We start from the raw sequence: 23,813 nt of genomic DNA, 5'->3' as shown, positions 1-23,813 counted from the left end.
GACCATGTCCACCGAAGTTCGAGTGCCCACATTGGGCGAAAGTGTGTCCGAGGCAACGGTCGCAACCTGGTTCAAGAAACCCGGCGATGCGGTCGCAGTGGATGAAATGCTGTGTGAACTGGAAACCGACAAGGTGACCGTCGAAGTGCCGTCCCCCGTGGCGGGCACTTTGGGGGAAATCGTCGCACAGGAAGGGGACACTGTGGGCGTTGACGCGCTGCTGGCCATGATCAGTGAACCCGGCGCCGCCGCCACCCCCAGCCCCGCCCCCAAAGCAAATGCCGAACCCGGCGCCGATGCGAAGGCCACCACCTCCGAGGCTGTCGATGTTATGGTGCCCGCCCTTGGCGAAAGTGTGTCCGAGGCCACAGTCGCAAGCTGGTTCAAGAAACCGGGCGATGCAGTGGAACAAGATGAAATGCTGTGCGAGCTGGAAACTGACAAAGTGTCGGTCGAGGTGCCCGCGCCCGCGTCCGGGGTTCTGGCCGAAATTCTGGCCGAAGAAGGCAGCACCGTCGGGGCTGGCGGCAAACTTGCGGTAATTTTCGGTGGCGCCTCCGCCTCTGCTTCGTCCAGCACAGCGGCACCTGCCGCAACCACCAATTCCGGCAGCCGCGATGTGGAAGACGCGCCTTCCGCCAAGAAACTGATGGCGGAAAAGGGGCTGTCCTCTGATCAGGTGACAGGCACAGGCCGTGACGGGCGCATCATGAAAGAAGACGTGCAGAATGCGGCGTCGGCCCCAGCGGCGCGGCCAGCGGCCACACCGGCTGCGCCCACCCCCGCCGCTGCCCAACGGGGGCCGGTTCCTGCCGATGACGCGGCGCGCGAAGAACGTGTCAAGATGACGCGCCTGCGCCAGACCATCGCACGCCGCCTGAAGGACGCGCAGAACACTGCTGCCATGCTGACCACCTATAATGAGGCCGACATGGGCGGCATCATGGAATTGCGCAAGGAATACAAGGACCAATTCGAGAAGAAGCACGGCGTCAAGATGGGCTTCATGTCCTTCTTCGTGAAAGCCTGCTGCCACGCACTGAACGAAGTGCCCGAAGTTAACGCTGAAATCGACGGCACCGATGTGGTCTACAAGAACTATGTCCATATGGGTGTGGCTGTGGGCACGCCCAACGGGCTGGTCGTTCCGGTGCTGCGCGACGCGCATAAGATGGGCTTTGCGGAGATTGAAAAGCGCATTGCCGAAATGGGCAGGCGCGCGCGCGATGGCAAGTTGTCGATGGCCGAAATGCAGGGCGGCAGCTTCACTATTTCCAATGGCGGGGTTTACGGCTCTCTGATGTCTTCGCCCATCCTGAACCCGCCGCAATCGGGTATTCTGGGCATGCACAAGATTCAGGACCGCCCGATGGTTGTTGGCGGCCAGATCGTTGCGCGTCCGATGATGTATCTGGCACTGTCCTATGACCACCGGATTGTTGACGGCAAGGGCGCAGTGACTTTCCTTGTGCGTGTGAAGGAAGCGCTGGAAGATCCGCGCCGTTTGCTGATGGATCTGTAGCTCTGGTCCGGGTCGGGGTGCATGCGGCAGCATGCCCTCGGCCCGCCCTTGAGCACGCGATGGAAGCTTTCATGACCCCCGAACTCACCGCCCTTACCCTCGCTGCGCTTTTGCAAATGGTCCAGTTCGTCCTGTTCGCCATTCCGGCAAATCTGGAACTTGGCACGCGCTATACGGGTGGCAGCCGCGATTTCCCCCCCGAAAAGCCCCTGTCCAAACGCACCGCGCGCCTGCAACGGGCGCTCGACAACCATTTCGAGGGGCTGATCCTTTTTTCCATCGCAGCGGTCGTGATCACCCTGTCGGGCCAATCCTCATCGCTGACATCCGCGCTCGCCTATATCTACCTCGCCGCGCGGGTCCTTTATATTCCCGCCTATGCCTTCGGACTGAACCCGTGGCGGTCGCTGATCTGGGCAGCAGGCCTTCTCGCCACGCTCTGTATGCTGATCGCCGCCCTTGCGTGATGCTTCATTCTGGTAAAAATATCCTCGGGGGTGTGGGGGCGGACAGCCCCCACGTCTTCGTTCAAAAAGGAGAACCCTCATGTCTTATGATCTGATCGTTATCGGTGCTGGCCCCGGTGGCTATGTCTGCGCCATCCGTGCGGCGCAACTTGGCTTGAAGGTCGCCTGTGTGGAAGGGCGCGACACGTTGGGCGGTACCTGCCTGAATGTTGGCTGCATCCCGTCCAAGGCGCTGTTGCATGCCACCCACCAGCTGCACGAGGCCGAGCATAATTTCGACGCCATGGGCCTGACGGGGGCCAAACCCAAGGTCGACTGGAAGAAAATGCTGGGCTATAAATCCGATGTCATCGGGCAAAACACCAAGGGCATTGAGTTCCTGTTCAAGAAGAACAAAGTGGACTGGATCAAGGGCTGGGCGTCGGTTCCTGCTCCGGGCAAGGTGCAGGTGGGCGACACCACCTATGACGCCAAGAAAATCGTTATCGCTTCCGGGTCGCAATCCAGCCCGCTCAACGGCGTGGAGGTGGATGAAAAAACCATCGTCACCTCGACCGGTGCGCTGGAACTGGGCAAAATCCCCAAAAAGCTGGTTGTCATTGGCGCTGGCGTGATCGGGCTGGAAATGGGGTCGGTCTATGCCCGCCTTGGTGCAGACGTGACCGTGGTTGAATATCTTGACCGCATCATCCCCGGCAATGACGGCGAAGTGGCCAAGTCTTTCCAGCGCCTGCTGGTCAAGCAGGGGATCACCTTCATTCTGGGCGCTGCGGTGCAATCGGCCACCGCCACCAAGGGCAAGGCAACGGTTACCTATAAATTGCGCAAAGATGACAGTGAACATACCATTGACGCGGATACAGTGCTTCTGGCCACGGGGCGGCGGCCTTTCGTGGACGGGCTGGGACTGGACGCGCTTGGCGTGAAACTGACCCAACGTGGCCAGATCGCCACCGACAAGCATTATGCCACCAGTGTTGAAGGGGTTTATGCCATCGGCGATGTGATCGAAGGCCCCATGCTGGCCCACAAGGCCGAGGATGAGGGCATGGCCGTAGCCGAAATTCTTGCTGGTCAGGCGGGGCATGTGAATTACGGTGTCATTCCCGGCGTTATCTATACTTGGCCGGAAGTGGCGTCAGTCGGTGAAACCGAAGAAACCCTGAAAGAGGCGGGGCGCGCCTATAAGGTGGGTAAGTTCAGCTTCATGGGCAATGGCCGCGCGAAGGCCAATTTCGCCGGCGACGGGTTTGTGAAAATACTGGCCGACAAGCATACGGACCGCATTCTTGGCGCACATATCATCGGGCCTTATGCGGGCGACCTGATCCATGAGCTTTGCGTGGCCATGGAATTCGGCGCAAGCGCTGAAGATCTGGCGCGCACCTGTCACGCCCACCCCACCTATTCCGAGGCTGTGCGCGAAGCAGCACTTGCCTGCGGGGATGGTGCGATTCACGCCTGAGGGTCCATAGTCCTGCAGGGCGCATCTTGCGCTATGCGGGAACCAATGTGCCCGCGATGTCGTGCATTTGCGCGCAATCGCGGGCATCGGGCACCTAAGCAGATGTCAGCGCGCGTTCAAGCCTGTCCCATTCCGTTTCCGGTCCGGGCAGGCCAAGGCGCAGCCAATGCGCAGAATAGGGAAATATCCGCGACCAGATGCGATGTTTCGCAAGCTGGTCGCGTGCTTCTGTAGCATTGGCCGTGTGATACAAGCGAAACAAATCTGTACCGCCAAGGCAACGCCAGCCCGCCTTGCGCGCCAGATTATCGGCGCGTATGGCATCCGCTGACAGTTGCGCGCGCATGGCATGCGCCCATGGCACATCCCGCAGCGCGTGACACCCCACGGTTATTGCCCCGCCGGATACTGGCCAGGGACCTGCCATCTCCGCAAGCTTCGCGATCATCTGCCCTGACCCGAAGGCAAAGCCAAGCCGCAGCCCCGCCAAGCCGTAGAATTTCCCAAAAGACCGCAGAATCAGCAGGTTGGGCACCCCGCCGCCACAAGAAAGCAGGGACAGCTGCGGCATAACATCGGCAAAGCTTTCATCTACCACCAGAAACCCCACCTTGCCCGCAAGTGCCAGCAGGTCTTCGGGCTGCCAGTACCTGCCATCGGGATTGTTGGGGTTGACCACCACAGCCAGATCCGCGCCTGTCATGTTTTCCGGCGACGCGCTGTCGCTCACATTCCAGCCAGCGGCGCGCAGGCAGGCGGCATGTTCGTTATAGCTGGGCGACAGCACACGGGCATGTCGTCCAGCGGTGGGCAGCGCATGCGGGACAAGTTGAATTGCCGCCTGCGCGCCGCCAAGGGCAAGCCCCGCAAGGCGCGGGTCCGCGCCCCATGCCTGTGCCGCCGCCGCAACAAGCGCATTTTGCGCCTGCCGCGTTGGCAATCCGTGCCAGACCGACGCGGGCAGGGCAGGCACAGGATAGGGGCGACGGTTGATCCCTGTTGACAGGTCAATCCAATCCGCCCCGCCATGGCGCGCGATGGCCGCGTCTATGTTTCCCCCATGATCACGCATCACGTTTGCCGCCTGTGGCCGGGCCGGGGCCAGTGTGTGGCCCAATGTCTGGCAGGCCCGCATTCCCCCAGCCATCCGCAAACACAAGATCATCCAGTTCCAGACGGTCCTGCCACCCCTTCGCCTGCAATTCGGGCATGTCATATAATTGCGTCACATGCCCGATGCACAGATATGCCACAGGCACCACATGTTCGGGCAGGTTCAGGATGGCACGCAAACACGAGTCGTGAAAAATGCTGACCCAGCCCACACCCAACCCTTCTGCGCGTGCCGCCAGCCACAGGTTTTGCACCGCGCAGACTGTGGAATAAATGTCCATATCCGCATTATGCGTGCGCCCCAGAACCACTTTGCCCCCGCGTGTCCGGTCACAGGTGATGCACAGATTGACGGGTGCTGCGGCAATGCCTTCCAGCTTCAGGCTGGAATACAGCGCGCGGCGCTGCGCGGGAAACATGCCAAGGGCTTCGGTATTGGCGCGGTCGAAGGCCGCCTGAACCTGTGCCTTGACCGCTGCGCTGCGAATCACAATGAAATTCCACGGCTGCATGAACCCCACAGACGGCGCATGATGCGCGGCGTTCAATAACCGCAGTACTGTGGCGTCATCCACGGGCCGGTCGGTAAACTGGCTGCGCACATCGCGCCTTGTGAATATCGCGCGGTAAACTGCGGCTTGCTCGGTCCTGGAAAACGGGCCCGCGGGCGCGGGCTGGGTGGGTGGCTGCATGACATCTCCCCTGTCACAGACACGACGCCCGTTGACCAGCGGGACATCCGGTTGCGTCTGGCCGGTCTTCTGACTTGGGTTCATCGGCCACTGCGCCTTCCCAACCCCACAGGGTCAGTGACCTGTTGCAGCGCCATCCACCTTACAGCGTTGGGCACGTTGCGGAATTTCACCGCATTCCCGATTCTCCCCTTCCCTCAGCATGGCCTTTGGGTCAGGACACCAGACCCGCCCTTGGTAACGCGCATTCGCGCAGGGGGAAACCGGTTTTCAATGTGCATGACATGGAAAGGCGCCGGATGTGCGCGCGCCCCTACAGCCAGATCAGCGCCAGCGCGGCCACCAGCGCCGTCATCGCCCCCATCGCGCGCCGATAGAGCGCCAGCCCCCTGCGCAAATCCGCGGCCGAAGGGTCCGGGCAGGCGCCATTTACCCATGGGTCCTGCGTCTGCGCGCCATCATAGATGCGCGGCCCCGACAGCCGCACCCCCAGCGCCCCCGCCATCGCGGCTTCCGGCCATCCCGCATTGGGGGACCGGTGCAGGCGGGCATCGCGCAGCATACAGCCCAGCGCGGCGCGCGGGCGTGCGGACACCAGCGCGAAAAGTGCCCCCGTCATGCGCGCGGGAATCAGGTTTGCAAGGTCGTCAATCCGCGCCGACGCCCAGCCAAAAGCGGCATATCTGGGGCTGCGATGGCCAATCATCGAATCCAGCGTATTGATGGCCTTATAGGCCACAATCCCCGGCACCCCCGCCACGACACCCCAAAAGACCGGGGCCACAATGCCATCAGATGTGTTTTCCGCCAGACTTTCAGCCGCCGCGCGCGCCACGCCCGCCGCGTCCAGATGGGTCGGGTCGCGGCCCACGATCATGGACACCTCATGGCGCGCGCCCGCCAGATCACCAGCCTGCAACGGCACGATGACCGCGTCGACATGATCATGCATCGCGCGCAATGCCACAAACGGCCAGGCCAGCACCCCCCCCAGAAGCGCGCCCCAAACCCCGGGCGGCAGCGCCCCCTGCACCAGCCCGGCCAGCGCCGCGCTGCCACCAATCACCAGCAGCGCCACGCCCGCACCGCGCAGCTTGCGCGCGCGCGCGCTGGCCGACGGTGCGTTCAAAAGCCCCTCCAGCCGCCCGATGGCCGCGCCCATCCATGTGACGGGATGGCCAATCCTGCGATACAGCGCGTCCGGCCATCCCAGCACAGCATCCAGCGCAATCGCCACCAGCATCATCGCAGCGAATGTCATCTCGCGCCCCCCTCAAACTGAATGATGCCCCAATACCCGGCCTTGCGTAAGACATCAGCGGCCTGCGGCGGAATGGTGCCGGGCGCGAAAATAAACCCCCGCGCCGCCCCCGTATGGGCCATGTTCCAGCCCAGCGCCCCCAACCTGTCAGCGACCCTCGCCGAGGGGTCATGCAAAGGGCCGCGCCGCGCAAGGCAGCGCCGCGCGCTTTCGGCCGCAAGGGCTGCAAACCCCGCCAAATGATCCACGCCCCGCCATTGCACCACAAGGTCGGAAATGTCGGGAAAATCATCATCCAAAGCATCGGTCCGGCACGCGCCGCCCCAGAACCCGCCAATCACCTCATGGCGTGGAAGCGCGGGCAAATGCGCGTGGATGGTTCCATCGCGTGACCCCCACAGCACAGTGTCAGGCTCAGCAAACATCAGCGGATCAGAGGCCCCCTCTGCCAGAATACACGCCCGCGCCAGATCCTGCGGTGGCCCGACCCACCCCGAAAACCGCGCCAACCCGATCAGGCTGGCCGTGGATACCCCTGTGCCCAATCCGGCCGCCATACAGGGAACTGCCCGCACCTGAGGGCAAACCTGCAACTGCAATACAGACACGAACCTGTGCATCACATCGGCGGGGTATTGCGCCCAAAGCAAGGCCCAGCTCGGCCCGTCATCGGGTCTGGGGACATGGCGCGACATCACAACACCGGTCTTGTCACAGGCCATCGTGATCAGCACAACCGGACCACGCGGCCCCAGCCTGCCTTGCAGCCACTCCCCGAAATGGCCGTCAACCTTGATCCCGCGACAGATCATGTCGCCTGCGTCCCGCAAGGGCGTTTTCCGCCTTCAAGCTGCGCCTCCGGCGGGGATATTTGGGCCAGATTGAAATGCACCATTTGTTAACCCGTTTCGACGATACTGACCCTGCGGTACAGGGAGGGATCCCGATGACCGTCCAGAGTGAAAGCGCCACGTCTCCCCTGTTTTATCAGCCCGAGGCGTGGCGCCCGCTCGAGAGCGCACAGACTATCGTGCGCAAAGGCTTTCATTCTGGTTCAAATATCCCGGGGGAAACGCGCGCAGCGCGTTGGGGGCTGGCCCCCAAACTTGTTGGGGCTGCGCGCCAATCCCGGCATCAGAACTCGATCCCTTTTTGTGCTTTGATACCTTCGCGGAACGGGTGCTTTACATTGGTCATTTCCGTGACCAGATCCGCCAGCGCGAGCAATTCGGGTTTTGCATTGCGGCCTGTCAGCACCACATGCGTCATCGCGGGTTTTTCATCACGCAAAAAGTTCAGAACCTCATCCAGCGGCAGGTAATCATAGCGCAGCGCGATGTTGATTTCATCCAGCAACACGAACCGGATCGCGGGGTCGCGGATCAGGGCCTTGGCGTGTTCCCATCCCGCGCGCGCGGCGGCGATGTCGCGGTCGCGGTCCTGGGTTTCCCATGTGAACCCTTCCCCTGATACCACAAAGGTGCATTCATCCGCGAAGCGCGTGCGCAGGAATTCGCGTTCGCCCGTGGTCCAGTCCCCCTTGATGAACTGCACCACTGCACAGGGCATGCCATGCGCGATGCAGCGCATGATCATTCCAAACCCCGAGGAGGATTTCCCCTTGCCCGCGCCAGTATGGACGATGATCAGCCCCTTTTCGCCGGTTTTCGTTTCCATCATCCGGTCGCGCGCGGCTTTGATCTTTTGCATCTTCTCGCGGTGGTGCGCGGGGTCGGTGGTCTGGGACATCTGGGCGTTTCCTTGCTTGACTTGTGGCGCGCGGGCGCGCATGACTAAGGGGCTGGTGCCTGTTCATGACAGGTGAAAAGGGAATGTGACAAGGCCGGATCGTAAGATCAAGCCCCAAGCACAGCCGCCCCCGCGACCGTGACCGGAGAGGTCGTCCAATGCCACTGCCCCAGGCGGGTGGGAAGGCGGGCAGACCGACAGGTGATCCCGACAGGGACCTCTGACATCCGCAAGCCGGGAGACCTGCCAGCGCGAAGGCCGCCCTGTTTGGGGCATATCAACCGGCGGGGTGTCTGGTTGGGCTTGTGTCGGGGCTGGCGCATGCGTTTGTGCTGTCCCGCGCTGCCCGCAGTTTCCCCGCCCTTGCATCGCGTGGCGGGTGGTCACGCGGGAAAGTAGACAAATGAAAACAACTCGCATTATGAGGGCGGGGCGCGAACCTGTTGCGGGCTTTTATATGCTCGCCGCCGGGGGGCTTGCCATTGGCTTGCAGGGCGCAGGTGCGCAGCACCGGGCTGCGGTCAAAACCGCCATGGTCCAAGTAGGCCGCCATGGTGATGTTTCTGTGCATGCCGATACAGCGCGTGCAACACCCCCGTCCGGCCCGCTTCGCGCGCAGCGGGTCCAGTCCCTGCAAGTGCCGGGGTTTGAAGCCGGCGCAGGCGCGGTCAAGGCGCGGCGTGTCGGGCACACCGAACGCCGCGCCGCCTTGCGCATCCCGAAAGCCCGTTTTGCCCCGAAATTTCGCAGCGTCCGGGGCGGTCTGGTCAACGGTCTGCCGGGCCCGCGCCGTTGTTGCGTGGCCTGCCACGCTGGTTCTTGTCAACGCTGACCCCTTCAAGGAGCATTCCTCATGACACGTTTTCTGATACTTCCCGCTGCTTTGCTTGCAGGGCCTGCACTGGCCCATCATCCCTTGGGGGGGGAGGCCCCGCAGACGGTGTTTCACGGGCTGGTTTCGGGCCTTGCCCATCCTGTCATCGGGCTGGACCATCTGGCTTTTGTGGTGCTGATGGGTCTGGCGGCTGCGCTTGCGGGCCGGTCACTGGTTGGCCCTTTTGCGTTTATTGCTGCCACGCTGGCGGGAACGGCGGTGCATCTGGGGGGCGTTGCGTTGCCGCTGGCGGAACTTGTTATCACTGCATCGGTGGTCGCGTTGGGCGCGGCGTTGGTGATGGGTCGGCAGGTGGCCGGGCGGGTGGCGCTGGCGGCCTTCGCCTTTGCGGGTATCTTTCACGGCTGGGCCTATGGCGAGGCCGTGGTCGGGTCCACGCCGATGCCGATCTTCGCCTATCTGCTGGGGTTTGGGGTGATCCAGTTTGCGATTGCCGCAGGGGTGGCGCTGGTTGCGGGGCGCATGTTGCAACAGGGGCAGGGCACATTTCAGGCCCGCTTGGCTGCGGCTGTCTGTATGGGTGTGGGGCTTGCCTTCCTGTTCGAAACCGCTGAGCACATGATCCTTGGCTGATGCGCGCAACAAAGGGCCAGCCGCTGCGCTGGCCCATCCCCTGACCGGAGCGTTCCATGCCCAATGATATTGTCGATCTGCTGGTCTGCGCCACCTGCCGCAGTGCCAGTCCTGCCAACCCGCTGGCCGTGCCCGACCCGGACACCCGCCCCGGTGCGCAACTGGTGCAGGCCCTGCGCGATGCTGCCCCCGAAGGGCTGCGCATCATTGCCGTGGACTGCCTGTCCAACTGTTCGCGCGGTTGCACCATTGCGCTGCGCAAGCCCGGTGCCTGGACCTATGTTTATGGCAATCTGACACCTGACGCGCATGTGCCCGATATTATTGACGGTGCGCAAAAATACCGTGCCGCCGAAGCTGGCCTTGTGCCGTGGCGCGAGCGCCCTGAACATTTCCGCAAGAACTGCATCGCCCGTATTCCCCCGCTGGAGGTCCCCAATGTCTGATCTGTCAAAAACCCCTGTTACCATCGTCACCGGCTTTCTGGGGGCGGGCAAAACCACGCTGATTTCGCACCTGATCCGCAATGCGGGCGGGCGGCGGCTGGCGGTTGTGGTCAATGAATTCGGGACTGTGGGCGTGGATGGCGAGATTCTGAAATCCTGCGCTATGCCTGACTGTCCCTCCGAAAATATTGTGGAGCTGTCCAATGGCTGCATCTGCTGCACTGTTGCAGATGATTTTATTCCCACCGTCGAGGCGCTTTTGAAACTGGACCCGAAGCCCGACCATATTGTGATTGAAACATCAGGTCTGGCCCTGCCCAAGCCGCTGTTGAAAGCATTTGACTGGCCGGCCATCCGGTCGCGCATTACTGTTGACGGTGTGATCGCGCTGGCCGATGCCGAAGCGGTGGCCGATGGCCGCTTTGCCCCTGATCTGGCGGCCGTTGATGCGCAGCGCGCCGCCGATGACAGCCTTGATCACGAAACGCCCCTGTCCGAAGTGTTCGAGGACCAGATTGCCTGCGCCGATCTGGTGTTGCTGACCAAGCCGGACCTTGCCGGACCGGCAGGGGTGACGCGGGCGCGCGCGGTCATTGCCGCACAGACCCGCCGCCCGCTGCCCGTGCTGGAAGTTGCCGAGGGTGTGGTGGACCCTGCAGTTTTGCTGGGGCTGGACGCGGGGGCCGAAGATGATCTTGCGGCGCGCCCGTCGCATCATGACGGGCATGATGACCATGAACATGATGATTTTGACACAATCATGGTGACGATGGGGGAAATCACCGACCCCGCCGATCTGGCCGCGCGCATTGTGCAACTGGCGCAAACCCAGAATATCCTGCGCGTCAAGGGCTATGCGGCTGTGCGTGGAAAACCCATGCGGTTATTGGTGCAGGCCGTGGGCGCACGGGTGCGCCACCAGTTCGACCGGCCCTGGACCGCTGATGAGCAGCGCCTAACGCGCCTTGTCGTGATTGCCGAACATGACCATGTAAACGAGGCCGCCATTCGCGCAGCCCTTGGGGCCTGATCCGCAATGCATGTCATCTTCCGCGAAAGCCACGGTCTGGAGGAAGCCTGCACCCCCACCGATCTGGGCCAAAGCCCGGCTGATTTGGTGGTGCTGTCGTTTTCTGACAGTGATCTGGGCGCTTTCGCGGCGGGGTGGCGCGCGGCGGGCGACAGTCTGCCATCTGTGCGGCTGGCCAATCTGGCGGCGCTGAAACATCCGCTATCCGTGGATACCTATGTCGAAAACACCCTGTCAGGGGCCAAGGGTATTCTGGTTCGGCTGATCGGGGGGCAGGCGTATTGGTCTTACGGGCTGCAACAGGTGCGCGCCCTTGCGCAGCGGCAGGGCATCGCGCTGGCGGTCCTGCCAGCTGACGGCCGGCCTGATCCGGCACTTGATGCAGTGTCGACCCTGCCTGTCAGCACATTGCGACGTTTGCAACACCTGTGCGACACGGGCGGCGCGGTTGCGGCGCAGGCGGCATTGCAACAACTTGCGCTGGCGTCGGGCCTGTATGCCCCGCCGGTGCGCGGGGTGCGCGCTGTGGCGCAGGTGGGCGGCTGGCACAATGGCGGTGTCACATGTCCGGCTGTGTTCAAGTTTGCGTCCGAACGCCCGCGTATTCTGATCGTGTTTTACCGATCCTACCTTGTTGCGGCCGATCTGGACCCCATCCGCGCGCTGGCCCACGCGATGGACGCGCGCGGTTTCGATGCGCTGGCGGTGTTCGTGCCATCCCTGAAGGAACCACAGGCGCGCGCATGGCTGGCCCGCTGGGTGCGGGGCTTGGACCCGCGGGCCGTGATCAACGCCACGGCGTTTTCAGCGCAGGGCAATGACGGGGCGGTGCTGGAAGCTGCAGGCGTGCCCGTGTTTCAGGTGGCACTGGCCACCAATGACAGGCAGCGCTGGCAGGACGCCGCGCGCGGGCTGTCGCCTGCCGATCTGGCCATGCATGTGGTCTTGCCGGAAGTGGACGGGCGCTTGTTTGCCGGTGTGGCCAGTTTCAAGGAAGTCACGACCCCTGATCCAGACCTGCAATTTGCCCGTGCAGAACACTGCGCCGACCCCGCGCGCGTTGACGCGATTGCCGACCGTGTGGGGGCATGGGTCCGTTTGCAGAACCTGCCAGCACCGCAGCGCCGCACCGCACTTGTGCTGTCCACCTATCCCGGCAAGGGCTGGAACATGGCCCATGCCGTGGGGCTGGACGCGCTGGAAAGTGCCAGCGCCATTTTGCACGACATTGGCGCGCCAGCGCCCAATCCCCGCGCGCTGGCAGATGCGCTGGAAACACAGCGGGTGCATTGGCCCCTTGCGGAGTATCTTGCGGCACTGGAGCGCTTGCCCGACGCGCTGCGCCATGATCTGTTTGCCGCATGGGGCGCCCCCGAAGATGACCCCGCCTGCCGTGACGGGCATTTCGCCTTCGCGGCGCTGCGCCTTGGAACTACGCTTGTTGCGCTGCAACCCGAACGCGGCATAAGCGCGGCCCGCGAGGATGAGTATCATGACCTGACCCGCACCCCGTGCCATGCCTATGTCGCGTTCTATCTTTGGGTGCGCGAACAGGTGGACGTGCTGGTGCATGTCGGGGCGCATGGCACGCTGGAATGGTTGCCGGGCAAGTCGGTGGCCTTGTCGGATGACTGCTGGCCCGAAGCGCTGATCCGCGATCTGCCGGTGATCTATCCCTTCATCGTCAATGACCCCGGCGAGGCCGCGCAGGCCAAGCGCCGCATCGGGGCCGTCACACTGGGCCATGTGCCCCCGCCCATGGTGACCGCGCAAACCGGCGCAGGGCTGGCGCAGTTGGAGGCCCTGCTGGACGAGTTTTCCAACGCTGACGGGCTGGACCCTGCGCGCCGCGACCGGCTGCAAACCGACATCCGCACGCAGGCCGAGTCGCTGGGGCTGGGCGCTGAACTGGGGCTGGACGGCGCGGACTGTCTGGCAGAGGCAATCACCCGCATCGACCGTTTCGTGTGCGATGTGAAAGAAAGCCAGTTCGGGGAAGGGCTGCATGTTTTCGGGCGCGGGGAACAGGGCGCGGCCGAACGCGCGGGGCTTGTTGCCGCGCTGTCGGGGCGTTTTGTGCCCCCCGGCCCGTCTGGTTCCCCCCATCGGGGCCGGGCCGATGTGCTGCCCACGGGCCGCAATATGTTCACCACCGACCCGCGCGCCGTGCCATCGCGCGCGGCCTATGCACAGGGCGTCAAGCTGGCGAATGAGTTGGTGCGCCGCCATTTGCAGGATCATGGCGACTGGCCGCGCGCGCTGGTGGTGGACCTGTGGGGCAGCGCCACCATGCGCACGGCGGGCGAGGAATTTTCCATGGCGCTGCACCTTCTGGGCGCGCGGCCTGTCTGGGACGCCGGGTCATCGCGCGTGTCAGGCGTGGAAATCCTGCCCATCGCGGAACTGGACCGCCCGCGACTGGATGTGACCTTGCGGGTATCGGGGCTGTTTCGGGATGTGTTCGCGCAACTGGCAACGCTGTTTGGTCAGGCCGTGGCCGCGCTGGCCGCGCGCGATGAAGCGCCCGACTGGAACCCCTTTGTGGGGCAGGGGGGCGCGCGTGTCTATGGCCCTGCACCGGGCAGCTATGGTCTGGGCATGTCGGGCATGGTGGACGACTACAGCGAGGGTATGCGTGCGCAGGCCGGGCGCGCATGGCTGGCGGCATCGTCGCATGCACTGGACACCGGCCAGCATGACCCCGAAGGGATTGCCGCGCGCGTGGCGGGCGCGGACGCTTTCGTGCATTTGCAGGACCTGCCCGAAACCGACCTGTTGCTGGCGCAGGATTACGCCGCCCATGAAGCGGGCTTTGCTGCTGCACAAGCCATAACAGGCGGGCAGGCGGCGCTGTATCATCTGGACGCCACACGCCCCGATGACCCGCGCGCGCGCACCCTGACGGAAGAAATCGCGCGTGTGGTGCGGGCCCGCGCCGCCAACCCGACATGGATTGCGGGCATGATGAAACACGGGTTCCGGGGCGGCGCGGAAATTGCCGCGACGCTGGACCATCTGGCGGCTTTTGCCCATCTGGCCGCCGCTGTTCCGCCGCAACTTATTGACCTGTATCATGACGCAACGCTGGGGGATGACGCTGTGCGCACCTTCCTTGAACGCGAAAACCCCGCCGCGTTGGCCGCGATGCAGGCGCGGTTTTTGGCATTGCATGATGCGGGCCTTTGGGCGACGCGCCGGAATTCCATTCTTGCGGGGTTGGCGCATGACTGAATTTGACGTGAAAGGGTGGTGCCCCGGTGCATTGCGGCCCATGCGGTCCGGTGATGGTTGGGTGGTGCGCCTGCGCCCGCGCCTTGCGCGGCTGACACGCGTGCAGGCGCGGGCGCTGTGCGATGCGGCGCAGGCTTATGGCGCAGGGCTGATTGACCTGACCAACCGCGCCAATGTGCAAATTCGCGGTGTCCGTGACGCGGCCCTTGCCCCGTTGCAACAAGCGCTTGCGGAGATGGACCTGCTTGATGACACGCCCGGTCTGGAAGCGCGCCGCAATATCCTGATTGCGCCGGATTGGACGGATGGCGATGACAGCGCGCGGCTATGGGCCGAATTGGTGGAACGGTTGGCCGACCTGCCGGACCTGCCGCCCAAGATGGGCTTTGCGATGGATGCAGGCCCCGCGCCCGTCCTGACCCAAGACCCCGCTGATGTCCGCATTGAACGCGGGCAGGGCGGTTTGATCCTGCGCGCCGAAGGTCGCGCGCGCGGCATGGCGCTGGAGCGGGGGCGCGAAATTGACGCCCTGATCGGGCTGTGCCGCTGGTTTGTGGACACAGGCGGCGCGCAATCGGGGCGCATGGCGCGCCACCGCGCGCCGCTGCCCGATTGGGCCAACTGGGACGCAGCCCCCCTGCCAGCACGCGCGCCATTCAAGCCGGGTTTGACGGCCAACGGGGTGGTCATCGGTGCCGCGTTTGGCCAGATCATTGCGCGTGATCTGGCGCAGGTTCTGGCCATCCTTGATGTGCCCGCCCTGCGCGTGACCCCGTGGCGCTGCCTTGTGCTGGAAGGGGTAAGCGCCGCGCCTGAATTGCCCGCCAGCCTGATTGCCACGCCCGATCACCCCGCCTTGCGCGTTGATGCCTGCGCGGGCGCGCCGCTATGCCCGCAGGCCAGTGTTGAAACCCGCGCGCTTGCGGCGCAACTGGCCGCGTTGGTCAGCGGCAGTCTGCATGTGTCGGGCTGTGCAAAGGGCTGCGCACGGGCGCGCGCGGCGGATGTGACCGTAACCGGCCGCGATGGGCTTTTCGATCTGGTGGTGCAGGGCCGCCCAGTGGCAACCGGATTGACCCCACCCCAACTTCTGGTCCGTTTTGAAAGATGATGATGCCCTATACATACGAAACTGATGGTGCCGCGATTTACCGCCAGTCCTTTGCGACCATCCGCGCCGAGGCCGATCTGGACCGCTTCACCCCGGATGAAGAACCCATTGCCGTGCGCATGATCCATGCCGCCGGGATGGTCGGGCTGGAGAAGTTTATTCACTTCTCGCCCGGTTTTGCGGCTGCGGCGCGCGCGGCCCTTGGCGCGGGGGCGCCCATCCTGTGCGATGCCCATATGGTGTCCGAAGGGGTGACCCGACCGCGCCTGCCTGCAGGCAATCAGGTGATCTGCACCCTGCGTGACGCGGCTGTGGCGCAACTGGCGCGCGACATGGGCAATACGCGGTCCGCTGCCGCACTGGAATTGTGGCGGCCCCGTCTGGCGGGCGCGCTGGTGGCCATTGGCAACGCGCCGACCGCGTTGTTTCACCTGCTGAACATGCTGGAGGACCCGCGCTGCCCGCGCCCTGCCGCCATTATCGGCTGTCCTGTGGGGTTTGTGGGCGCGCTGGAGTCCAAAGACGCGCTTTGGTCCGCGCAGCCGGTGCCCTGCTGCATCGTCAAAGGCCGTCTGGGCGGAAGTGCGATCACAGTTGCGGCCATCAACGCCATCGCGAGCCGCAAGGAATGACGGGGGGTACCATTTATGGCGTGGGCCTTGGCCCCGGCGCGCAAGACCTGATGAGCGTGCGCGCCGACCGTCTGGTGCGCGGCGCGCGCCATGTGGCCTTTTTCCGCAAAGCCGGGCGCAAGGGGCAGGCGCGGGCCATCGTGGAGGGCCTGCTGCACCCGGCTGTGGTGGAATTTCCCATGGAATACCCTGTCACCACCGAAATACCCGTGACCGACCCGCGCTATAACACCTTGCTTTCGGGCTTCTATACTGCCTGCACCGACCATTTGCGCGCGCTTGCCGCTGGCGGCGCGGATGTGGTTGTCCTGTGCGAAGGGGACCCGTTTTTCTACGGCTCTTTCATGCACATCTACACGCGGCTGAAAGACGCGGTGCCGGTTGAAGTTGTGCCTGCAATCACTGGCATGTCGGGCGCGTGGACAGCCACGGGCCAGCCCATCACATGGGGCGACGATGTGCTGACGGTGCTGATGGCCACGCTGCCTGAAAATGTGCTAGCAGACAGGATTGCGGCAACCGATGCGCTGGTGGTCATGAAAATCGGGCGCAACCTGCCCAAACTGAAACGCGCCTTGCAAACTGCTGGGCGGCTGGAGGATGCGTGGATGGTGGAATATGCGCAAATGCCCCGCCAGCGCGTGCAGCGCCTGACCGAGGCGGGCGCGGTGACGCCCTATTTCTCGATCGTGCTGATCCATGGACAGGGGCGCAGACCATGACCGGCTGGGTCGCGGTTGCGGGCCTTGGGCCGGGGGATGAGGCGTTGGTGACACCGCAAGTGCGCGCGGCGCTGGATGCGGCCAGCGATGTGGTGGGCTACATTCCCTATGTGGCGCGCATTGCCCCGCGTGCCGGGCTGAGATTGCATGCCAGCGACAACCGCGTGGAACTGGACCGTGCCGCCCATGCGCTGGACATGGCCGCGCAGGGGCGGCGCGTGGTGGTGGTGTCGTCAGGTGATCCGGGCGTGTTTGCCATGGCATCGGCTTTGTTCGAGGCGCTGGAGGCAGGACCGCAGCACTGGCGCGCGCTGGACATTCGCGTGCTGCCGGGAATTACCGCGATGCTGGCCGCCGCTGCACGTGCAGGCGCGCCGCTGGGCCATGATTTTTGTGCCATCAACCTGAGCGACAATCTGAAACCCTGGGCCTTGATCGAAAAACGCCTGCGTCTGGCCGCCGAGGCGGATTTCGCCATGGCCTTCTATAACCCCAGATCAAAAGCGCGCCCCGACGGGTTTGCCCGCGCGCTGGAGGTGTTGCGCACGACCTGCGCAGATGCCCGCCCGGTGGTGTTTGCCCGCGCCGTCAGCACCCCGCAGGAGGAATTGCGCATTGTGCCCCTGACCGAGGCACGGCCGGAAATGGCGGATATGCGCACCATGGTGATTGTGGGATCAAGCCTGACGCGGGTGATAGACACCCCGCGCGGGCCGGTCATATTCACCCCGAGATCGGCATGAGCGGGCGTGTCACACACCCTGCTGCGGCGGCGGAAGGGGGGCTGTCTGCCCCCCTCTTGGGCCGGATGGCCCAATTCACCCCCCGAGGATATTTTTGCCAGACTGAAAATGGCAGGTCGGGCCTGCTGCGTGTGCGGTATTCACGCTGTGATCCAGTCAAGAACATTTGCAATATCATGAACCTGCGCGCGTGCGGGGATTGGCGGGCGGTCTATCATGATGACCGGAATGCGCAACTTGCGTGCAGCGATGAGTTTGGCCTGCGCGCCGGTGCCGCCGGCATTCTTGGCGACAATAAGGGTGATGTCATGGGCCTGCATCAGTGCGGCGTCCGTGTCTGCGTCAAATGGGCCGCGTTCGAGGAGGATGTGGTGATCCGGCAGGGGGGGCGGTGTTTGGGGCGCATCGACAAGGCGCAACAGGTAGCGGTGCTGCGGCTGCGCCGCGAAGGCGGCAAGATGCATCCGCCCCAGCGCGAGCATGACGTTGCGGGCAGGCCCTGCGAGGGCCTGCACTGCGGCGGGGATGTCGGGCACATGCGACCATTGATCGCCCGCGCAGGCCGTCCAGGGCGGGCGGGTCAGCGCCAGAAGGTTGGTGCCCGCAAGCTGTGCGGCGCGTATGGCGTTGGTGCTTATGGTGGCGGCGAAGGGATGGGTTGCATCGACCAGATGCGTGATATTTTGCGCGCGCAGGTAGCGCGCCAGCCCGTCCGCGCCCCCAAACCCGCCCACCCGCACGGCCACTGGCTGCGGTTTGGGGCGGGCAACGCGCCCCGCGTAACTGAGGGTTGTGGGCAATTGCGCGCGCGCCAGCGCGTCCACAAGGCGCGTGGCCTCAAGAGTGCCACCGAGAACAAGGATATTTGGCATGGCTGAGGATGCCCCGTGGTTGACGATTGTCGGACTTGGCGAAGATGGCCTGAACGGGCTGTCGGATGCAAGCCGTGATGCGCTGGAGCGCGCGGATGTGGTGATGGGGGCGGCGCGGCATCTGGCGTTGGTGCCTGATCCGGGTTGCGAGATCGTGGAATGGCCGGTTCCGTTTGCGGATGGCGTGGCGCTGTTGCTGGCGCAGCGGGGGCGGCGTGTTGTGATGCTGGTATCGGGGGACCCGTTCTGGTTTGGGGCGGGCACGAGCGTGACACGCCAGCTTGCGCGCAGTGAGTGGGTGGCCTTGCCTGCGCCATCATCGTTTTCATGGGCGGCGGCGCAATTGGGCTGGCCGCTGGAGAAACTGGCCTGTCTGGGGCTGCATGCTGCGCCGCTGACGCGGTTGCGCCCGCATCTGGTGGGGGGGGCGCGTGTGCTGGTGCTGTTGCGCGACGGGGCCGCAGTGGGGGAGCTTGCGCGCTATCTGTGCGCGATGGGATTTGGCGAGAGCCATTTGCATGTCATGGAGGCGCTGGGCGGCGCGCGCGCGCGGGTGCGCCATGTCATGGCCGCGCAGTTTGATCTGGATGATGTGGCCCATCCGGTGATTGCGGGCGTGGAGGTTGCGGGGCAGGGCGCTGTGGTCCCGGTGGTGGCCGGGCGGCCGGATGCGCTGTTTGCCCATGACGGGCAGATCACCAAGCGCGCAATGCGCGCGCTGACGCTTTCGGCACTGGCCCCGCGCGCGGGGGAGTTGCTGTGGGATATTGGCGCAGGCGCTGGTTCGGTGGGCATTGAATGGCTGCTGGCCCATCCGTCCCTGCGCGCCATCGGGTTTGAGGGGGACGCGCGGCGCGCGGCGCGCGCGCGCGCCAATGCCCATGCGCTGGGCGTGGACCGGCTGGTCGTGGTGGAAGGGCGCGCGCCGCAGGTGCTGGAGGGCCAGCCGCTGCCGGCCGCCGTGTTTATCGGGGGCGGGATCTGCGCGACGATGCTGGAACAGCTGTGGGATATGCTGCCGCAGGGGGTGCGGGTTGTGGCCAATGCCGTCACCCTGGAAAGCGAGGCCCTGCTGGCGCAGTGGCATGCGCGCGCCGGGGGCGGGCTGTTGCGGCTGGACATGGCCGAGGCGGCTGCACTGGGCACAAGACGCGGCTGGCGTGCGGGCTATCCGGTTGTGCAATGGAGTGTGACGCGATGATTGTTGCGGGTTTTGGCTGTTCCAGTCGCGCGGGTGCTGGCAGTTTGCGCCGGCTGATGGCACAGATGGCGCAGCTTGGGCGCGTTGATGCGCTTGCTTGTCTGGAAAGCCGTGCTGCCTTGCTTGCCCCGGTGGCCTTGGCGGCAGGTGTGCCGTTGATCACGGTGCAGGCCCATGCGATTGGCGGCGTTGAAACGCCCACGCAATCTGACCGCGTGCGGGCCAGTTTCGGCACGGGCAGTGTGGCGGAAGCCTGTGCGCTGGTTGCGGCGGAAAAGCGGGGCGGGGCGGGAAAGAGGGGCGGGGCGCGGATTGTCCTTTCGCGGGTGGTGTCCGATGACGGGCAGGCCACCTGTGCGCTGGCACGGGGGGGGCGCATGCAATGACTGTTCATTTCATCGGAGCGGGGCCGGGGGCTGCGGATTTACTGACCCTGCGCGGTCGCGACCTGATCGCGCAAAGCCCTGTGTGCCTGTATGCAGGCTCGCTTGTGCCGCAGGCGATACTGGCACATTGCCCCAAGGGCGCGCGCATTGTGAATACCGCGCCCTTGTCACTGGACCAGATTATGGCCGAGATTGCTGCCGCCCATGCCCAGGGCCAGAATGTGGCGCGGCTGCATTCGGGCGATGTGTCGATATGGTCGGCCATGGCCGAGCAATTGCGCCGCCTGCGGGGCTTGGGCATTCCCTATACTGTCACGCCGGGGGTGCCAGCCTTTGCGGCGGCGGCGGCGGCGCTGGAGGTGGAGCTGACGCTGCCGGGCGTGGCGCAATCGCTGGTGCTGACGCGCACGCCCGGGCGGGCCAGTGCCATGCCTGCGCGCGAAACGCTGGCGGGATTTGCCGCGACGGGCGCCACATTGGCCATTCACCTGTCCATCCATAACCTGCCGCAGGTGGTGGTGGAACTGGTTCCCCATTACGGCGCGGCGTGTCCGGTCGCTGTTGTGTGGCGCGCAAGCTGGCCTGACCAGCGCATCATCCGCGCGACACTTTCCACGATTGAGGCAGAGGTTGCAGGCAGCATGGAACGCACCGCCCTTATTGTGGTGGGGCCTGCGCTGGCGGCGGAAGGATTTGACGAAAGCGCGCTTTATGCGCCCGGCTATGACCGCCGGTTTCGCCCGCAAACCGCAACATCCATTTATAAGGACAGCACCGAATGACACCGGGTGTGATGATTTCTGCCCCCGCATCGGGCACGGGCAAGACAACTGTCATGCTGGGCCTGCTGCGGGCGCTGCGTGAAGCGGGGCTAGCCGTGCAACCGTTCAAAAGCGGGCCGGATTATATTGACCCCGCCTTTCACCGCGCGGCCAGCGGGCGCGAGGCGTATAATCTGGACAGCTGGGCCATGAACGCGGCGTTGATGGACGCGATTGCCGCGCGCGCCGCAGGGGCAGATATGGTGCTGGCAGAAGGGTCCATGGGGTTGTTTGACGGTGTGGCCAAACCCGGTGCCGCAGGGCATGGCAGCAGCGCCGAACTGGCGCAGCGCATGGGCTGGCCGGTGGTGCTGGTGCTTGATGTGTCGGGGCAGGCGCAATCGGCGGCAGCCGTGGCGCTGGGCTTTGCGCGCTACTGGCCGGATCTGCCCTTTGCCGGGGTGATCCTGAACCGGGTGGCCAGTGCGCGCCATGAACGGCTGGTCCGGCTGGGCATGGAGGCGGCGGGACTGCGCGTTCTGGGGGCCTTGCCGCGCAGGGGCGATCTGGTGTTGCCACAACGCCATCTGGGATTGGTGCAGGCGGTTGAACACCCGGACCTTGAACGCGCGATTGGTGACTATGCGGTTTTTCTGCGCGATCATGTCGATCTGGACGCGCTGGTGGTCTGCGCACGGTTTGCCAGTGTGCGTGCGGCACAAGGCGGGCGTGGCACTGGTGCTGCCCCGCTGCCGCGCCCGCCTGCCCAAAGAATAGCCCTGGCGCAGGATGGGGCGTTTTCTTTTGCCTATCCCCATCTGCTGGAAGGGTGGCGGCGCGCGGGCGCAGAGCTGTTCCCCTTTTCCCCGCTGGCCGACGAGCCGCCTGATGGCCGCGCCGATCTGGTCTGGTTGCCCGGTGGCTATCCCGAACTGCATGCAGGCCGTCTGGCCAGTGCCACCCGGTTTCGCGCAGCACTGCAGGACCATGCGCGCACGCGCCCTGTGCATGGCGAATGCGGGGGGTATATGGCGCTTGGGCAAGGGCTGATCGACAAGGACGGCACGCGCCATCAAATGGCGGGTTTGCTGGGATTGGTGACATCCTATGCACAGCGCAAGATGCATCTGGGATACAGGCGCGCGCAGTTATGCCTGCCCATGCCCGGATTTGCCGCTGGTGCAGCACTGCGCGGGCATGAATTCCATTATTCCACGATCCTGGCGCAGCCCGACGCGGAATTGGCGCAAGTGCGCGATGCTGAAGGGGCGATTGTGCCCGAAACCGGGTCTTGCCGCGGGCTGGTGACGGGGACCTTCTTTCACTTGATTGCGGAAGATCAGGGATGAGGGGGAGGTTGCAAAAGCGTGCGGGCGGGTATGATGGCGCCGCAGGGGGCGCTCGCGCCCCCTCGGGCCTGCGGCCCTCACCCCCTGAGGATATTTTGTCCAGAATGAAAGGGCAGTGATGGGCGGGTTTGTGTCATTTGTGGGGTCGGGGCCGGGCGATCCGGAGTTGCTGACGCTGAAAGCGGTGGCGCGGTTGAAACAGGCCGATGCGGTGTTGTTTGATGACCTGTCGTCCGGGCCGGTTCTGGGACATGCGCGCGCGGGGGCAGATTTGGTGGCGGTGGGCAAGCGCGCTGGCCGCCCGTCGCCGAGGCAGGATCATGTCAGCCGTTTGCTGGTGGAGTATGCGGCAGGGGGCGCGCGGGTGGTGCGCTTGAAATCCGGTGATGCGGGCATGTTCGGGCGGTTGGAGGAAGAAATTATTGCCTGTCGCTGCGCCGGGATAGGCTTTGAGGTGATCCCGGGGGTCACCTCGGCGAGTGCGGCGGCGGCAGCCGCAGGCATACCGTTGACGCGGCGGCTGAGTGCGCGGCGGGTGCAGTTTGTCACTGGCCATGACGTGCATGGTGCCTTGCCCCAGGGGTTGGACATGGCGGCGCTTGCGGATGCGCAGGCAACCACAGTGGTGTTCATGCCAAAGCGGACATTCCCGCAACTGGCAAAGGCGTTGATGGCGGCGGGCCTGCCCGCGCGGACGCCTGCCCTTCTGGCTGAGAATGTGAGCCATCCTGACCAGAAGCTGGTTTGGTCGGACGTGGGCGGGCTTGCGGCGATGTTGGGGGATGCGGACGCGCGCGGCGGGCCGGCGCTGGTGCTTTATGGTCCCTTGTCGGGGGAGGAGGGGGGATGATCGAGTTGCGCCTTGTCGGGATTGGCACGGGCAATCCCGACCACCTGACACGCGCTGCGATATGCGCACTGAACGAGGCCGATTTGGTGTTGCTGCCCCGCAAGGGGGCGGAGAAAGCCGACTTGCTGGAGCTGCGCCGCCTGATCTGTGCGGAGGTGCTGAGCCGTCCGGTGCCGCTGGCGGAGTTTGACCTGCCGGTGCGCGATGCCAGTGGGGCCTATCTGGACGGGGTGCGCGACTGGCATGAGGCCATTGCGCAGGCATGGGCATACCAGATTGCGCAGCGTTTGCCACAGGGGGGGCGGGTTGCCGTGATGGTGTGGGGGGACCCGTCATTATATGACAGCAGCCTGCGCATTGCCGCGCGACTGGGGGCCGGAGGGATGGCGTTGCGCGTGTCGGTGGTGCCCGGAATTACCAGCCTGTCCGCGCTGACGGCTGCGCATGCGATTTCGTTGAACACCCTTGGGGCGTCTGTGGTCATTACCACAGGCCGGCAGGTACGCGACAGGGGCTGGCCGGAAGGTGCCGATAGCGTTGCTGTCATGCTGGATGCGGGCAGTGCGTTCGAGGTGATCGAGGATGACCGGGTGCATATCTGGTGGGGGGCTTATCTGGGCATGCCGCAACAGGCGCTTGTGGCGGGTCCGCTGGCGCAAGCGGGGGCGAGGATTACCACGTTACGTGCGCAGCTGCGCGCGCGGCATGGGTGGATCATGGATATTTACCTGTTGCGCCGGTG

24 protein-coding genes and 2 riboswitches are annotated in these 23,813 nt (G+C 64.7%); of the genes, 18 read left to right on the top strand and 6 right to left on the bottom strand.

Going from position 1 to position 23,813, the window contains the following annotated elements:
- The first annotated feature begins 4 nt into the window (after nt 1–4).
- From odhB to lpdA, 3 genes are all read left to right on the top strand, one after another.
- Nucleotides 5–1,522 carry a 2-oxoglutarate dehydrogenase complex dihydrolipoyllysine-residue succinyltransferase gene (odhB, locus tag ACTZWY_RS16840; RefSeq protein ID WP_444791871.1) on the top strand — a complete coding sequence of 506 codons (1,518 nt, stop codon included), beginning with the start codon at nt 5–7 and terminating at the stop codon, nt 1,520–1,522.
- A gap of 71 nt (nt 1,523–1,593) precedes the next feature.
- Nucleotides 1,594–1,989, top strand: coding sequence for an MAPEG family protein (locus ACTZWY_RS16835; RefSeq protein WP_444791870.1), 396 nt, complete (start codon nt 1,594–1,596; stop codon nt 1,987–1,989).
- A gap of 79 nt (nt 1,990–2,068) precedes the next feature.
- Nucleotides 2,069–3,454: a dihydrolipoyl dehydrogenase gene (gene lpdA / locus ACTZWY_RS16830; protein WP_444791869.1), complete on the top strand. Its 1,386-nt coding sequence runs from the start codon at nt 2,069–2,071 to the stop codon at nt 3,452–3,454.
- Between the two features lie 94 nt (nt 3,455–3,548).
- Here the strand turns inward: lpdA and cobD are convergent, their stop codons facing one another.
- The 5 genes from cobD to cobO all read right to left on the bottom strand — a co-directional run bounded on the left by cobD (nt 3,549) and on the right by cobO (nt 8,269).
- A complete protein-coding gene (cobD, locus tag ACTZWY_RS16825; protein WP_444791868.1) occupies nt 3,549–4,526 on the bottom strand; it encodes a threonine-phosphate decarboxylase CobD in 978 nt (325 codons plus the stop codon).
- Nucleotides 4,519–5,259 (bottom strand): 5,6-dimethylbenzimidazole synthase, encoded by a 741-nt coding sequence (gene bluB, locus ACTZWY_RS16820; RefSeq protein WP_444791867.1) that lies wholly within the window; start codon nt 5,257–5,259, stop codon nt 4,519–4,521. The genes cobD and bluB overlap by 8 nt, the downstream gene beginning before the upstream one ends.
- A gap of 42 nt (nt 5,260–5,301) precedes the next feature.
- A riboswitch (cobalamin riboswitch) is annotated at nt 5,302–5,501 on the bottom strand.
- Between the two features lie 71 nt (nt 5,502–5,572).
- On the bottom strand, nt 5,573–6,520 hold the full coding sequence (gene cbiB / locus ACTZWY_RS16815) for an adenosylcobinamide-phosphate synthase CbiB (RefSeq protein WP_444791866.1): 948 nt from the start codon (nt 6,518–6,520) through the stop codon (nt 5,573–5,575).
- The gene (locus ACTZWY_RS16810; protein WP_444791865.1) at nt 6,517–7,350 is read right to left on the bottom strand and encodes a propanediol utilization protein; all 834 of its coding nucleotides are present in this window, start codon (nt 7,348–7,350) and stop codon (nt 6,517–6,519) included. The genes cbiB and ACTZWY_RS16810 overlap by 4 nt, the downstream gene beginning before the upstream one ends.
- Before the next feature lie 304 nt (nt 7,351–7,654).
- Nucleotides 7,655–8,269 carry a cob(I)yrinic acid a,c-diamide adenosyltransferase gene (gene cobO, locus ACTZWY_RS16805; RefSeq protein WP_444791864.1) on the bottom strand — a complete coding sequence of 205 codons (615 nt, stop codon included), beginning with the start codon at nt 8,267–8,269 and terminating at the stop codon, nt 7,655–7,657.
- A 36-nt stretch (nt 8,270–8,305) separates the two neighbouring features.
- Nucleotides 8,306–8,534, top strand: a riboswitch (cobalamin riboswitch).
- A gap of 138 nt (nt 8,535–8,672) precedes the next feature.
- Between cobO and ACTZWY_RS16800 the strand changes: the two genes are divergently transcribed.
- Genes ACTZWY_RS16800 through cobJ form a run of 9 tightly spaced genes read left to right on the top strand, consistent with a single transcriptional unit; the run spans nt 8,673 to nt 17,652 of the window.
- On the top strand, nt 8,673–9,101 hold the full coding sequence (locus ACTZWY_RS16800) for a hypothetical protein (protein ID WP_444791863.1): 429 nt from the start codon (nt 8,673–8,675) through the stop codon (nt 9,099–9,101).
- Nucleotides 9,102–9,122: 21 nt separating this feature from the next.
- Nucleotides 9,123–9,737 (top strand): HupE/UreJ family protein, encoded by a 615-nt coding sequence (locus ACTZWY_RS16795; RefSeq protein WP_444791862.1) that lies wholly within the window; start codon nt 9,123–9,125, stop codon nt 9,735–9,737.
- Nucleotides 9,738–9,793: 56 nt separating this feature from the next.
- Nucleotides 9,794–10,183, top strand: a complete 390-nt coding sequence (locus ACTZWY_RS16790; RefSeq protein WP_444791861.1) for a DUF1636 family protein — start codon at nt 9,794–9,796, stop codon at nt 10,181–10,183.
- On the top strand, nt 10,176–11,213 hold the full coding sequence (cobW, locus tag ACTZWY_RS16785) for a cobalamin biosynthesis protein CobW (RefSeq protein WP_444791860.1): 1,038 nt from the start codon (nt 10,176–10,178) through the stop codon (nt 11,211–11,213). Before ACTZWY_RS16790 ends, cobW begins: the two co-directional genes overlap by 8 nt.
- A 6-nt stretch (nt 11,214–11,219) precedes the next feature.
- Nucleotides 11,220–14,444 carry a cobaltochelatase subunit CobN gene (gene cobN / locus ACTZWY_RS16780; protein ID WP_444791859.1) on the top strand — a complete coding sequence of 1,075 codons (3,225 nt, stop codon included), beginning with the start codon at nt 11,220–11,222 and terminating at the stop codon, nt 14,442–14,444.
- Nucleotides 14,437–15,555, top strand: coding sequence for a cobalamin biosynthesis protein CobG (locus ACTZWY_RS16775; protein ID WP_444791858.1), 1,119 nt, complete (start codon nt 14,437–14,439; stop codon nt 15,553–15,555). The genes cobN and ACTZWY_RS16775 overlap by 8 nt, the downstream gene beginning before the upstream one ends.
- A gap of 2 nt (nt 15,556–15,557) precedes the next feature.
- Nucleotides 15,558–16,187: a precorrin-8X methylmutase gene (locus tag ACTZWY_RS16770; protein ID WP_444791857.1), complete on the top strand. Its 630-nt coding sequence runs from the start codon at nt 15,558–15,560 to the stop codon at nt 16,185–16,187.
- Complete coding sequence (gene cobI, locus ACTZWY_RS16765; RefSeq protein ID WP_444791856.1) at nt 16,184–16,909, top strand: precorrin-2 C(20)-methyltransferase; 726 nt, start codon at nt 16,184–16,186, stop codon at nt 16,907–16,909. The genes ACTZWY_RS16770 and cobI overlap by 4 nt, the downstream gene beginning before the upstream one ends.
- Nucleotides 16,906–17,652 (top strand): precorrin-3B C(17)-methyltransferase, encoded by a 747-nt coding sequence (cobJ, locus tag ACTZWY_RS16760; RefSeq protein WP_444791855.1) that lies wholly within the window; start codon nt 16,906–16,908, stop codon nt 17,650–17,652. The genes cobI and cobJ overlap by 4 nt, the downstream gene beginning before the upstream one ends.
- 140 nt (nt 17,653–17,792) lie before the next feature.
- Here the strand turns inward: cobJ and ACTZWY_RS16755 are convergent, their stop codons facing one another.
- Nucleotides 17,793–18,524, bottom strand: coding sequence for a cobalt-precorrin-6A reductase (locus tag ACTZWY_RS16755; protein WP_444791854.1), 732 nt, complete (start codon nt 18,522–18,524; stop codon nt 17,793–17,795).
- On the opposite strand from ACTZWY_RS16755, the gene cbiE reads away from it, so the two are divergent.
- The 6 genes from cbiE to cobF all read left to right on the top strand — a co-directional run.
- Nucleotides 18,523–19,725: a precorrin-6y C5,15-methyltransferase (decarboxylating) subunit CbiE gene (gene cbiE / locus ACTZWY_RS16750; RefSeq protein WP_444791853.1), complete on the top strand. Its 1,203-nt coding sequence runs from the start codon at nt 18,523–18,525 to the stop codon at nt 19,723–19,725. The genes ACTZWY_RS16755 and cbiE overlap by 2 nt on opposite strands.
- The gene (locus tag ACTZWY_RS16745; RefSeq protein WP_444791852.1) at nt 19,722–20,111 is read left to right on the top strand and encodes a cobalamin biosynthesis protein; all 390 of its coding nucleotides are present in this window, start codon (nt 19,722–19,724) and stop codon (nt 20,109–20,111) included. Before cbiE ends, ACTZWY_RS16745 begins: the two co-directional genes overlap by 4 nt.
- Nucleotides 20,108–20,893 carry a precorrin-4 C(11)-methyltransferase gene (cobM, locus tag ACTZWY_RS16740; RefSeq protein ID WP_444791851.1) on the top strand — a complete coding sequence of 262 codons (786 nt, stop codon included), beginning with the start codon at nt 20,108–20,110 and terminating at the stop codon, nt 20,891–20,893. The genes ACTZWY_RS16745 and cobM overlap by 4 nt, the downstream gene beginning before the upstream one ends.
- On the top strand, nt 20,890–22,221 hold the full coding sequence (locus ACTZWY_RS16735; protein ID WP_444791850.1) for a cobyrinate a,c-diamide synthase: 1,332 nt from the start codon (nt 20,890–20,892) through the stop codon (nt 22,219–22,221). The genes cobM and ACTZWY_RS16735 overlap by 4 nt, the downstream gene beginning before the upstream one ends.
- Nucleotides 22,222–22,339: 118 nt before the next feature.
- Nucleotides 22,340–23,071: a uroporphyrinogen-III C-methyltransferase gene (gene cobA / locus ACTZWY_RS16730; RefSeq protein ID WP_444791849.1), complete on the top strand. Its 732-nt coding sequence runs from the start codon at nt 22,340–22,342 to the stop codon at nt 23,069–23,071.
- Nucleotides 23,068–23,813: precorrin-6A synthase (deacetylating) (gene cobF, locus ACTZWY_RS16725; RefSeq protein WP_444791848.1), on the top strand; the 746-nt coding region annotated here is incomplete at its 3' end. The genes cobA and cobF, both read left to right, overlap by 4 nt.

It is taken from the genome of Roseinatronobacter sp. NSM (assembly GCF_052379845.1).
GTDB lineage: Bacteria > Pseudomonadota > Alphaproteobacteria > Rhodobacterales > Rhodobacteraceae > Roseinatronobacter.
Note: the sequence above shows the minus strand (reverse complement) of the source record. Positions and strands in the feature narration are given on the sequence as shown.